Origin of the sequence: Canibacter zhoujuaniae (assembly GCF_011752005.1) — a bacterium.
Classification (GTDB): Bacteria; Actinomycetota; Actinomycetes; order Actinomycetales; family Microbacteriaceae; genus Canibacter; species Canibacter zhoujuaniae.
The window spans coordinates 243,951-256,515 of the sequence record NZ_JAAIJZ010000002.1 but is presented as its reverse complement, the minus strand read 5'-3'; the positions used below and the strand labels follow the sequence as shown (position 1 = coordinate 256,515).

The window sequence follows — 12,565 nt, the reverse complement described above, 5'->3', positions numbered from 1 at the left end:
TTAAGATTTGTTACAAACTGCTTGCGGATCGCGCGCAACTGTGTCCATTTAAAAGCCGAAATGGCGCGTTAAAAATAAGTGAATATCGGAAAGTTCTGTGCGCCCGATAGAGTGCCCAATCCCTTTATATGTGTGCGCTTCAAGAGCTGTGTGCTGCGGCGCCCATGCGGCGGTCAACTCTACAGCCGCATGACCGATTGCAGGGTCTACAAGATCGCGCCCCCAAAACAGCGGAGTCTGCAGATCTTTCAGCGCTGCATCGCCCATAAACTCACCCGGCGCAATGTACCCGGAGCAGTTAACACCGCACACAAACTCTCCCGGCGCAAGCCTAAGCATTGTGGTGGTCATCACCCCACCCTGCGAAAAACCCATCGGCGCAATCTGCCTGATCCCACCGACCTGCTCCTTTAGCTGGTGCACCCAGTCAATAACCGCTTGCGCCGCCTGCACAGCCTCCGCTGCTCCCTGTTCGGGGGAAACCCCGCCCGGTTGCAGCGACAGCGGAAACCACGACCAGCCACCAAGAGTTGCATCAACCTCAGCCGCTTTTAACGGTGCGCGCAAACTCGCTATTACCAGCTCTTTTGGCAGAAAAGAGGCCAGCTGAATAAGGTCTTTTTCGTGTGATCCAAGCCCGTGCATCAACACTAATAGCGAGCTCCCGCCGGCGAGTGCTGTCAGTGCGTGCGGTGCGGAAGCGAGCTTACCGTCGACAGCCCACTGAGTTGCTGCAGTGTCGAGTGTGAGATGTGTCATCTAAGCCTCCGATCAGATTTCAGTTAATCTTATCCTTTGTAGGTTTAACCCTGCACCGTTGCAGACTGCAGCAGCCGGATTGTTTAATCGTCTGCAAGCCCTCCCGAGTCTAAGACTGTTTCAAAAGAAGTTACGTCACAAATCGAGGAGGATAAATTGTCAGAGTCTGCTGCAACAGGGCAGCCGAAACTGCGTCGGGCACTGGGACTGACCGGTTTAACTTTTTTCGGGATCACCTATATGACGGTGGTCACCGTTTTTACAACCTACGGCATTGTTAACAAGGTCACCCACGGGCATCTGCCGGCCGCCTACATTATGGCGGTTGTTGCAATGCTTTTTACCGCAGCAAGCTACGCCGCTATGGTACGCAAGTATCCTGTTGCGGGGTCGGCATACACCTATGCCCAACAGACATTCGGCGGCGGGGTCGGGTTTATCACCGGCTGGGTCATGCTGCTTGACTACCTGTTTATTCCGATGATCAATTTTATGCTCATCGGCATCTACTTAAACACACAGTTTCCGGCAGTCCCTGTTTGGGTTTTCACGCTCGCAGCGCTGCTGATTGTGTTCGCTTTTAATGTGCTCGGGATCAAACTGGTCAACGGCGCCAACTACACTGTTGTCGCTCTCTCGGTGCTGTTGGTTGTTGTATTTTTCGCGCTCGCGCTAAAGAGTGCGCTCGGCGGCGATATGTCTGTTGGGGTGCTTGAACCTTTCAGCTTTGGTGAGGGAGGGATCGGCAGCATTGCCTCCGGCGCGGCAATTCTTGCACTCTCATTCCTAGGGTTTGACGCGATTTCAACTCTTTCGGAAGAAGCAAAAAACCCGCGTCGTGATATTCCGCGCGCGATTATTCTCGCAACCCTAGTTGGTGGTCTGCTGTTTATTCTGGTTTCTTGGTCGGGAGCTCTGGCTTACAGCCCTGACTGGTCGGCTCTCAGCAAAGCCGAAATTGAAGCTGCTGGTGTGACGGTTGTGACCCACATCGGCGGCGAGGTGCTCGCAACTTTCTTTGTTGCAATCTATGTTGTTGGCTGTTTCGGCTCCGGCCTAACCGCGCAGGTTTCAGTGTCAAGAATCCTTTACGCCATGGGCCGTGATGGGATGCTGCCTAGCCCGCTAGCAAAACTCAACAAACGTTTCGGCACACCATACATTGCCACCGCTGTTGTGTCAGTCTTCGCTCTCTCAAGTCTTTTTGCAAGCCTCGACGCGGTTGCGTTTATGATCAGCTTTGGCGCTCTCACCGCGTTCGCGGTGGTGAATCTGGCGGTGATTCGCACCTACGTGTTCCCGTCAGGAGGCAGAGCCGAAAAGATTCGCGTCACGCAGATCTTGCGCTATCTCGTTTGCCCGCTGATAGGTTTCGCACTCACAATTTGGCTGTGGTCTGCGCTTGAAACAACTACCTGGATAATCGGCGGCGTTTGGGTGCTGATCGGTCTTGCGATTATCGCTTACGTGACGCGCGGGTTTAAAAAGCCTGTGCCGAAATTAGATTTTTCTGAAGCAGAGTAACCGTTTAAAAAACGTGCCGCGGGCAGATCCTTGTGAGACCCACCCGCGGCACACGCCAGTTTGCTTTTATTTACAGCGCAAACTTTGCGAAGTTGGTGAGATTACCGAAACGGTGTGCGGTGATCGACACTGCCTGCTCACGGAGGTGCGGGAGCATTTCAACCCGCCCAGCAGAAACAACTTCTCCGCCGTAGACCGCAATATCCGGCTTGCCGTTTGCCGCAGCATACACCTCTGCTACCTGCGCAGCACGTGATGCGCCCGCAACAATACGGATACGGGCTGCTGCCTTAGGCCCCTCAACTGCTGCAAGCTTGGCAACGCGCTGCTGCCACGCGGTCTCATCCTGATGATCGACAGTCACCCCGGCGCGCTTGAGCTCTACCTGCACAGGCTCAGGCAGCGCGGTTGGTGTGCTCACAACAGGCTTTGCGCCGGCAGCCAATGCCGCACCGAGCACACGAATAGCGTCGCGAAGTTGCGCGTCGGCAGCGATCCTAACGTGTGTTGTAACCGGCAGGTAGCGCAGCATGTTCCGCTCCACGATCAGCTGTGAAGCGTCTCGCGCGATACCGAACTCTTCGTTCCAAGCATCAGTATCAGAGGCGAAAGCTCCGGCCAACCACGCTAGATCAGACTCTGACAGGCCGGCCTGCTGCGCGGCTGCGTATAGCCCGGTCACCTCTGGGCGCGGATCCGAAAGCTGTGCGGCTGTAATTGGCGCGTCGGCCCAATCTCCAAGCCCGTGCAGGTAGTTCGGCCCGCCAGCCTTGGTGCCTGCTCCGATGGCGCTCTTCTTCCAACCGCCAAAACTCTGACGACGCACAATAGCACCGGTGATGCCGCGGTTGACGTAGAGGTTGCCGGCCTCGATACCGTCGACCCACTGGCGTAGCTCATCAGCGTCAAGTGAGTGCAGGCCGCTGGTCAGACCGTAGTCGATCTCATTCACGATCTCGATTGCTTCTGCGAGGGTTGCAGCGGTCATGATGCCCAGGATCGGACCGAAGTATTCGGTCATGTGGTATTCACTGCCGCGCTTTACGCCGTCGCGCACACCGGGGCTCCACAGTTTTATGTCACCGTTCTTATCGCGGGCCAGCGGGCTGCCGTTGTCAATCGGTTCTGGTTTAATCAACCATCGCTCGCCAGAGCCGAGTGTTGTGAGCCCCCGCAGCAGTTTGCCGCTCGGAGCGGTGACCACAGTGCTCATTTGGGTGCGCAAATCTTCCGGTGTTCCCACGCTAATTGAACGCACCGCATCGAGCAGCTGTGCGCGGAAGCGTTTTGAGGTGGCAACGGAACCAACAAGAATCACCAGCGAAGCTGCTGAGCACTTCTGACCCGCGTGACCAAACGCTGACTGGGCAACATCTCGCGCTGCCAGATCAAGGTCTGCGTTAGGGGTCACAATAATGGCATTCTTGCCACTGGTTTCTGCCAAAATTGGCAGATCCTGACGCAGTTCGCGGAAGGCTACAGCGGTTTCGTATGCGCCGGTGAGGATCAGACGATCAACTCGCGGATCGGCAACCAGCTGTGACGCCAGATCGCGATCAGCAAACTGTACGAACTGCAGCACCTCTCGTGGCACACCGGCCTCCCACAGGGCTTCAATCATCATTGCGCCCGAGCGTGCGGTGTTGGTTGCTGGTTTGATAATCACCGCTGCCCCTGAGGCCAAAGCAGCAAACACGCCGCCTGCGGGGATTGCCACCGGGAAGTTCCATGGCGGGATGACAGCGATCAGCTTCTTTGGCTGATACTTCGCTCCCGACACCTGCTCAAGCTGCTGGCCGAGCATTGCGTAGTAGTTGGCAAAGTCAATCGCCTCTGACACTTCCGGATCGCCCTGATCGAGGGTCTTGCCACACTCTGAACCCATCACTTCAAGCAGTTCTGCACGGCGCTGCTCTAGCTTTTCACCGGCAAGCATCAGAATGCGGGCGCGCTCATCAGCGCCCAGCGCCTGCCAAGCGTCTGCGGCGCTAACACCGGTTGCAATGATTTCTTCGAGTTTGTCAGCGCTTGCAACCTGCGCATCGCGCACCAGGTCGGCACCAAGCTGTGACTCGACCATGCGCTCAGCGATTGCCCGCCCCCACGCGCGGTTTCCCGGCAGATCTGGGTCGGTGTCTGGAACGTTCTCAAATTCACCGCGCGCTCCCGCTGCAACACGCTCTGCAACGCGGTCAGCTGCCTTTTCCGGATCATATTTACTGCGATCCTGCTGCCGGTTTGCAGGCGGCACTGCGTAATTTTCTGCAGCACCGTCAGCGGTGATAGCTGCTAGATCTGCCAGGCTAGCGAGGAAGCGATTCTTTTCACGCTCAAAAAGTTTTTTGTTGTCGTTAAGCTCAAACACGGCCGACATAAAGTTGTCTTGGCTTGCGCTTTCTTCGAGACGACGGATGAGGTAGGCGATAGCCACATCGAACTCTTGTGGGTGCACAACTGGGGTGTAGAGCAGCAGGGATCCCACTTCTCGCTTCACTGCCTCAGCCTGTCCGGTTGCCATGCCGAGCAGCATCTCAAACTCGATACCGTCTTGTGCTCCCCTGGCTTTTGCCAGCAGCCAGGCCAGTGCCACGTCGAAGAGGTTGTGGCCGGCAACGCCGATCCGAATGTTTTTTACGCGCTCTGGGTGCAGTGCGTAATCGATAACCGCCTTATAGCTGGTGTCAGAAGCCTGCTTGCTGTGCCAGGTTGCTAGAGACCAGCCGTGAATTGCCGCGTCTACCTGCTCCATTGGCAGGTTTGCGCCCTTTACGATACGCACCTTAATTGGTGCACCGCCGTCGGCAACACGCTGCGCGGCCCATTCCTGCAGGTTCATCATTGCGCCGAGCGCATCCGGCAGATACGCCTGCAGCACGATACCGGCTGAGAGGTTATGGAATTCTGGCTTTTCTAACAGCTTCTTAAACACCGCGATCGTAAGATCGAGATCTTTGTATTCCTCCATATCGAGGTTTATAAACTTCTTCGGAGTGCTGTCGTTTGCCAGTTTGAAAAGCGGCGTGAGTTTTTCGGTGATGTGGGCGACCGCCTCATCAAAAGCCCAATGGTTGTGCGGGGCTACGGTTGCCGAAACCTTAATTGACACATAGTCAACGTCATCGCGAGACAGCAGCTTTTCAGTGCCCGCAAGACGACGCGATGCCTCGTGCTCACCGAGGATAGCTTCACCGAGCAGGTTGATGTTCAGACGCACATCGTCTTTTTTAATTTTTGCGATTGCCGGGCCGAGCTTATTATCTGAGGCATCGATGATGAGGTGGCTCACCATTTCGCGCAGCACTTTGCGTGCTGTTGGCACAACCACGCCCTTTAATGGTTTGGCAAGCAACCCTCCCAAACCGATCGCGCCGCGCATGTATCCCGGTAAGAACTGTGGTGTCAGCGGGGTTAGTTCTTTGAGTTTCTTTGCGGCCGCACCAAGATCTTCCGGGCGCACCACGCCGTCAACGAATCCAACTGTGAAGTCTAGGCCGTTTGGGTCGCGCAAAACACCAGCGAGGCGTTCAGCAGATTTATCTGCGGGATACTGTGATGCTTCTTTAAGCCACCGTTTAACGAGCGCGATTGCGTCGTCAGCGAGGTCCTGCGGGCGAGTGTTGCTGCCAGCTTTTGCGGTCATAACGTTTGCCTTTCACGATTTTTGTTGCGCGCATAAAAAACGCACCGATATGGCAATAATGCATGTTCTTTGTCAATAAGTAAAATGAGATAATCTTATGATTATTATTTAATTTTACTTAACTAATTTTTTAGTACCGGCGCGGCTTGTTTGGGCGCCGCCACAGCCCCAAAACCGTTCAAAGGAAACCCTCTATGCTCGATGTGAAACGTCTTCGACTGCTTTGGGAGTTGGATCGCCGCGGCACTGTGATCGCCGTTGCAGACGCGCTGCACCAAAGTTCGTCAGCGGTTTCACAGCAGCTTGCGCTACTCGAGCGTGAGGTCGGGGTGACACTGCTGAGGCGCAGTGGTCGGGTTTTAGAACTCACCCCCGCAGCACAGGTGCTGGTTGCAGAAACTGAAAATGTGTTGCGCGCCGTAGAGCAAGCAGCTGACGCCGTGCAACAAAAACAACCACAGGTGACAGGGAAACTGCGCGTAGCCGCATTTCAGACCGCCATGCTAGCGCTCCTACCGCAAGCTATTCAAAGAATCAGGCGCAACCACCCAGGTGTGCACATTGAGCTCATTCAGTATGAGCCGGAGCTCGCGCTGCGCGAAACCTGGTTGCGCAATTTTGATCTGGTGATCGCTGAGCAGTACCCTGAGCACGCCACCGAACAGTTTGCAGGGCTTGAAAGCAAACCTCTAACGCGCGATAAAATTCAACTCGCACTGCCGCGCACCCCCGATAGCAGCCCCGAGTTTCAGAGCGTAAAAACGCTCAGCGACACACAACACCTGCCCTGGGTAATGGAGCCGAAGGGCACAGCCACCAGACATTTTGCAGAGCAGGCATGTCGACTAGCAGGATTTGAGCCGGATGTCAGATTTGAAACAGCAGATCTGCAGGCGCATGTGCGCCTCGTCGCTACCGGAAATGCGGTTGCCCTGCTTCCAAGCCTTGTGCACTTTGGGTCGCCGTATTCTAAAGCAAACGATATCAAGCTGCTCGACCTGCCGGGGTCTCCGCGTCGCACGATCTTTACCGCCGCGCGAAAATCTAGCCGGAAGAACGCCGCCCTTAAAGCTTTTCGGCAGGTGCTAGAAACTGAGGCTGCGGCGCTTCAAACAGAGACAATCTAACCGTCAGAAGCTCTCGAATCTAGCACCACGTGCCGTCTAGTCGCGGGTCACAGCGTGATCAACAATGTACTGACGCCCCGCACCAACCTCCACTTCAGAGCCAAGGATCTCGTCAAACTCTGGTGCTAGGCGGTCGCGCTTTGGGTGGTCAAGCCACTCCTGGTAGCCGCGCTCATCCGGCCAATTCGCAGTTACTAGTATCTCGCCGCTGCCATCAGCTGCAACAGCAATATCACTGCTCACCTGGCGTGTGAGGTTGAGCGACTCACGCAAAACCTCTTCATCACGATACAGCTGCAGTAACTTCTCTGCCTGTTCCGGAGTCGTTTTAATAGTCAGTATTGAACGATACATTTCCACTCGTTTCTAATGCTTTAATCTGCCAAAATTGCTTCGCTAGTGCCGGGCAGTGTGCCGAGCCCGTCGACCGCCGGAATCGAAGCTAACAGCTTTTTCGTGTAATCCTGGCGGGGATTATCCCACACCTGCTGCGCGGTGCCAGTTTCTACAAGCTGGCCCCGTTGCATCACCGCGACCTGGTCTGCGATGATCCGCACCACCGCGAGATCGTGACTGATAAACAACAGCGATGCCCCGCTCTGCAGCGCAAGATTTCGCATTAGTGTCGCAACTTTTGCCTGCAGACTCGCATCGAGCGACGCGATGGGTTCGTCACCGATTAACAGTTCTGGCCCAGAGGCAATAGCTCGCGCAATTGCGATACGCTGGCGCTGCCCGCCCGAAAATTGATGCGGGTAGCGCGACTGCACACTGGCTGGCAGCTCCACTTCTTCTAACAACCCAGCAACAGACCAGCTGTCTTTATGCGGGTTAATGCGCAGTCCGTCAGCAATCTGGCTACCAATCGTGCGCCGCGGGTTTAGCGAAGCATAAGGGTTTTGAAACACCATCTGGATGCGCAGCAGTTCCGGATCACGACGCCGCATCCCGAGCGGCTTAATCTCTTTCCCTTTGAAGATGATCGCCCCGGCGGTAATCGGTTCTAAACCGGAGATAGCGCGCGCAAGCGTGGATTTCCCACAACCGGATTCGCCAACCAGCCCAACCACCGAAGATTTATCGACGTTCAGGCTAACCCCGCGCACCGCCTCAAGCGTGCCCCCACCCGGCAGCTTATATGTGACACGAACGTCATCGACAGACAGAAACTGTGTGCTCATATTAGTTCCCTCTCTCACCTGCGCTCAGCTGCTTAACGGTAATAACCTCTGTTGCGGTTGCGGCTACAGCACCTGCAAGGAATGGTTCATGATTCGGGAGCGCTTCAACCAGAGCGCGAGTATAGGCGTGCTGCGGCCGACGCAGCACCTCATAGCGCGGGCCGCTCTCCACGATCTGCCCCTGCCGCATAACGTAAATAGTTTCTGCGAGGCTGCTCATCACCCCGAGATCGTGTGTGACAAGCAAAACCGCAAGCGAAAGTTTTTCCGCAAGCTGTTTTAACAGACGCAGCACGCCTGCCTGCACAGTCACATCAAGCGCGGTTGTTGGCTCGTCAGCGATCAAAATTTCAGGCTCACATATAATCGCGATCGCGATAGCAACGCGCTGCAGCTGCCCGCCAGAGAACTGATGCGGATACTTCTTTATCGCTGTTTTTGGATCGGGGACCTGCACAAGCCGCAGTGTTTCTACCGCTTTTTCGAGAGCTGCTTTTTTCCCAATCCCGGTGTGTGCCCGCAGATGATCCGTCAGCTGCCGGCCGATTGTCAACATCGGATGCAGGCTAGCGGTCGGATCCTGGAAAACCATGGCAATCTTATTGCCGCGCAGTTTATTTTGCTCTTTTTCGCTGTTTTTTAAGAGATTCTTGCCGGCAAACTGAATCTGCCCTTTAGTTCTCGATCCTTCCGGTAATAAGCCCAAGATTGCCAAGCCGGTCATCGACTTACCCGAGCCAGATTCGCCAGCAAGTCCGGTAATTTTTCCGGGCTGCAGTGAGATATCGATACCCTGAATAATCTCTTTGCCGTTAATCTCCAGCTCAAGGCCTGTAATTTGTAGTCCTTCTGCGCTCATTTATACAGCCCTCCCCTGCACCGCTCCCTTAGTGCGCGGATCCAAAGAATCACGAAGTGAATCGCCGATAAAGTTGAATGCCATCACAACTGTGAATATCGCTAAGCCGGGGAAGGCAGCCAGCCACCAGGCAGAAAACTGCTCAACACCGGCAGCGACCATCGCACCCCAGTCAGGGGCAGGCGGCACAGCACCGAGGCCGAGGAAGGACAGCCCCGCCAGCAAGAGGATAGCCGTGCCGAAGTCGAGCATCGCCAACACAAACACTGGCGCGAGCACGTTTGGGAGCACATCGCGGCGCAGCGAGGTAAAAGGGCCTGCGCCGAGCAGCCTACCGGCGACTACGTACTCCTGTTTGCGAGCGGTGATCACCAGCGACCGCGTCACGCGTGCATAGGCAGGCCAGGTCACAATGAGCATCGCTATCACAGCATTTGTCAGGCTGGGGCCGAGCGCGGCTGTAATAACCATTGCGAGAATGATCGTGGGGAACGCAAACACTAGGTCGGCGATACGCATAATGATTTCATCCACGAGCTTGCCAAAATAGCCGGCAATCGCTCCAAGTAGGCCCCCAACGCACATCGCTGTCAGCACGAGCCCCAGCGCCAATGGGAGCGAGATACGACTGCCGTAAACTACGCGACTAAACACGTCACGCCCAACTTGATCCGTACCGAAAAGATGCTCAGCGCTTGGCGGCTGCAACCGGTCAAACGCCTGGGATAGTGGATCTGCTGGCGCTATTAACGGCGCAAAAATAATTACTATCAGCCACAGTGCGAGCACAATACCGCCGGTGATCGCAAGCGGTTGCCTGAACGCTTCTGGAATTGGCAGTCGCTTTCTGCGCCCAGCGGTTGCAGTAAGTATGTCTGTCATGTTTGTCTCCTACTGCACGCGAACGCGCGGGTCAATCAAGCCGTAAAGCACATCAACCACGAAGTTCAGACCGATATAAACAATGCCAACGATCAAACCGACCCCCATAATTGCGGGCAGATCAAGTTTGGTCGCCGCCGCAAATGAGTACTGGCCGATCCCGTTCCAGCTGTACACCTGCTCCACCAGCACTGTGCCAGATAGGAGGGATCCGAAAGCAAGACCGAGCACGGTGATAATTGGCACGGTGGCCGCGCGCAACACATAGCCGAATGTCACTGTTCGCTTCGACAGCCCTTTAGCCCTTGCAGCTTTAACGAAATCAAGATCAAGCACCTCGAGCACCGCAGAGCGCGCAAACCTGGTCAGAAGCCCGATTGTGTAGAGCGCGAGCACGGAAGCTGGCAGCACTAAGTGATAGAGGGCGTCTGAGAAAACATCGAACTGTCCTGCTAGCAGAGCGTCGATAGTGTACATCCCAGTGACGTGCGGGGGCGGAATCAAAACTGGATCGAGCCGCCCCGATCCCGGAAAAATACCGAGCAGGAAGAAGAACACGTAGTAAACCACGAGCGCGAGCCAGAAAGTCGGCCAAGACAGTCCGATCAAACTGATAACGCGAATTACCTGATCGGTAAATTTGCGACGCTTCAAAGCCGCCCACAGGCCCAGACCTACTCCAAGCAGAGCCGATCCGACAATCGCTGCAAGCGCCAGCTCGATAGTGGCTGGAAATGCTCTTGCGAGTTCCTCTGCCACGGGCTGCCGGGTTTGTGTTGAAGTGCCTAAATTGCCCTGCACGAGGTTGGTCACATAGGTGATGTACTGCACCGGCAGTGGCTTATCGAGCCCCTGCTCCGCACGAAACTTCGCGACAATTTCTGGATTAGCAGCTGCCTGCTCCCCAAGCGCTGCCTGCACTGGATCGGAAGGCACCAGGTTGGTGAGGGTGAAGGTAACAAGCGTCACCCCGAGCACTAGGAGGATTGAGACCCCCAAGCGCACACCGATGTAGCGCAGCAGCGGCGGGATACCCCGGCGACGCGTTTGCGGTGTGCGCTCTAAGGTTTCGATCGCAACGGTATTAGTCGATGAGCGCAAGGTCTACAGTCCAAATCGGATTTGCAACTACACTGCTGATGCTCTTGCTCGTCACGATGCTCTGCCCAGGCTGCAGCAGTGGAATGAACGGTCCAGCCTCATTCTGGTATTCCTGCCATTCTTTGTATGCAGACTCCACCTCAGATTCGCCTGCGGTTTTGGCTGCGTTAGCGAGTGCGACCATCTTTGGATCAGCTTCGCTCTCCCAACCGGCACGCAAACCTACCAGCTGACCGGGCGAGAACACGAGGTAGTTTGATGGGTGCGGGAAGTCAGGACCCCAGTACCACAGACCAATTGTTTCTTGGCCGTTGCGGTATGCATCAAGCTCGGTTGCTACCGGGGCTGGCGCAAGCTGAATATTAATTCCGATTTCAGCCAGCTGTGCTTGCAGGCTTTCAGCAATACTGGTGAAAGAAAGCCCCTGCACCGTAATATCGTTCGGGAAGTTCAGCGTCACTGCTTCTCCGTTGTAGCCTGAAGCTGCGAGCGCTGCCTTTGCTGCGGCTATATCACGCTGGTTGCCAGCGGCTGCGTCGAGCGCACCAACAAACAGGGATGGGATCGGCCCGCCTGGGCGCACAGCACCCTCACCTGCGAGCGCGACAATTTTGTCATAATCGACGCCGAGCTTAACCGCCTGCACGAAGTCGGGGTTGCTGGTCCATGCGTTGACGTTTTTATTCTGGTTCAGGAAGAAGAAAATCATATAGCGCGATGCGTTGCTGGTGATGTTAACGTTGGCACCAGCTAACTCAGCTACCTGATCTGGGTTTAGATCAAGAGCCAGCTGTGATTCACCCTTTTCCACATTTAATTTCTGTGTTGGGCCTTCAACGTTGCGCAGCACGATACGCTCGTATTTCGGTTTTGTGCCCGTATAGTTTTCGTTTGCGGTTAACACGACCTGCTTTGCAGCGTCGAATGAGTCAAGCACATATGGGCCAGACCCAGCAGATTCACTGTTGAGGAAGCTTTCTGCGCTATCAGCTTCTGTGTTGGTGCCGCCATGCGCCTCAACCGTCTCCTGATTAACAACAGAGAGCGCACCATTTGGCAAAATAAATGGGAGTTCTGGTCGCGGTTCGGGACTGGTTATAGTTAGAGTCTTGTCATCTACTTTTTCGATGGTGAGCCCATCAAGCAAGAACGATGGGTTGCCTTTAATACCCTGCAGTCGGGTCAGTGAGAATACGGCATCATCAACCGTGACCGGGCTACCGTCAGAGAAAACATGACCGTCTTTCATGGTCAGCGTCATCACGGTGTTGTCGGCGTTCATCTCATAGCTTGCAAGCCCGTCTACCGGAGTGGTGACGTCTGAACCCTTGAAAGTGAGCAGTGTCTCATACATTGCTTTCGCAATGATCTGCCCGGTGGTCTCGTAGGAACGGTTTGGGTCTGCAGTTTTCAGGTCAAACGAGGCGTCAACAACAAGAGTTTTGCCCGCTTGGCTGCTGGCGCTACCCCCCCCCCGCACAGCCGGCAAGAC

General features: G+C 55.4%; 10 protein-coding genes. 2 read left to right on the top strand and 8 right to left on the bottom strand.

Annotated elements, in window-relative coordinates; all coding sequences use genetic code 11:
* Positions 1–48: 48 nt before the first annotated feature.
* Entirely contained in the window at positions 49–759 is a 711-nt protein-coding gene (locus HCR00_RS05180) for an alpha/beta hydrolase (protein WP_166985672.1), read from the bottom strand.
* A gap of 156 nt (positions 760–915) precedes the next feature.
* Between HCR00_RS05180 and HCR00_RS05175 the strand changes: the two genes are divergently transcribed.
* On the top strand, positions 916–2,283 hold the full coding sequence (locus HCR00_RS05175; protein ID WP_166985675.1) for an APC family permease: 1,368 nt from the start codon (positions 916–918) through the stop codon (positions 2,281–2,283).
* 70 nt (positions 2,284–2,353) lie between these two features.
* Here HCR00_RS05175 and HCR00_RS05170 read toward each other — a convergent pair whose 3' ends face one another.
* Positions 2,354–5,923, bottom strand: a complete 3,570-nt coding sequence (locus tag HCR00_RS05170; protein WP_166985678.1) for a proline dehydrogenase family protein — start codon at positions 5,921–5,923, stop codon at positions 2,354–2,356.
* A gap of 194 nt (positions 5,924–6,117) precedes the next feature.
* On the opposite strand from HCR00_RS05170, the gene HCR00_RS05165 reads away from it, so the two are divergent.
* Positions 6,118–7,050 carry a LysR family transcriptional regulator gene (locus HCR00_RS05165; RefSeq protein WP_166985681.1) on the top strand — a complete coding sequence of 311 codons (933 nt, stop codon included), beginning with the start codon at positions 6,118–6,120 and terminating at the stop codon, positions 7,048–7,050.
* 36 nt (positions 7,051–7,086) lie between these two features.
* Here the strand turns inward: HCR00_RS05165 and HCR00_RS05160 are convergent, their stop codons facing one another.
* Genes HCR00_RS05160 through HCR00_RS05135 form a run of 6 tightly spaced genes read right to left on the bottom strand, consistent with a single transcriptional unit; the run spans position 7,087 to position 12,553 of the window.
* Positions 7,087–7,404 (bottom strand): hypothetical protein, encoded by a 318-nt coding sequence (locus tag HCR00_RS05160; RefSeq protein WP_166985684.1) that lies wholly within the window; start codon positions 7,402–7,404, stop codon positions 7,087–7,089.
* Positions 7,405–7,424: 20 nt separating this feature from the next.
* Positions 7,425–8,231: an ABC transporter ATP-binding protein gene (locus HCR00_RS05155; protein WP_166985687.1), complete on the bottom strand. Its 807-nt coding sequence runs from the start codon at positions 8,229–8,231 to the stop codon at positions 7,425–7,427.
* A 1-nt stretch (position 8,232) separates the two neighbouring features.
* Positions 8,233–9,090 (bottom strand): ABC transporter ATP-binding protein, encoded by an 858-nt coding sequence (locus HCR00_RS05150; RefSeq protein WP_166985690.1) that lies wholly within the window; start codon positions 9,088–9,090, stop codon positions 8,233–8,235.
* Positions 9,091–9,972 (bottom strand): ABC transporter permease, encoded by an 882-nt coding sequence (locus HCR00_RS05145; protein ID WP_166985693.1) that lies wholly within the window; start codon positions 9,970–9,972, stop codon positions 9,091–9,093.
* Between the two features lie 9 nt (positions 9,973–9,981).
* Positions 9,982–11,073 carry an ABC transporter permease gene (locus tag HCR00_RS05140; RefSeq protein ID WP_243854556.1) on the bottom strand — a complete coding sequence of 364 codons (1,092 nt, stop codon included), beginning with the start codon at positions 11,071–11,073 and terminating at the stop codon, positions 9,982–9,984.
* Positions 11,057–12,553, bottom strand: coding sequence for an ABC transporter substrate-binding protein (locus HCR00_RS05135; RefSeq protein WP_167143352.1), 1,497 nt, complete (start codon positions 12,551–12,553; stop codon positions 11,057–11,059). The genes HCR00_RS05140 and HCR00_RS05135 overlap by 17 nt, the downstream gene beginning before the upstream one ends.
* Positions 12,554–12,565: the final 12 nt, after the last annotated feature.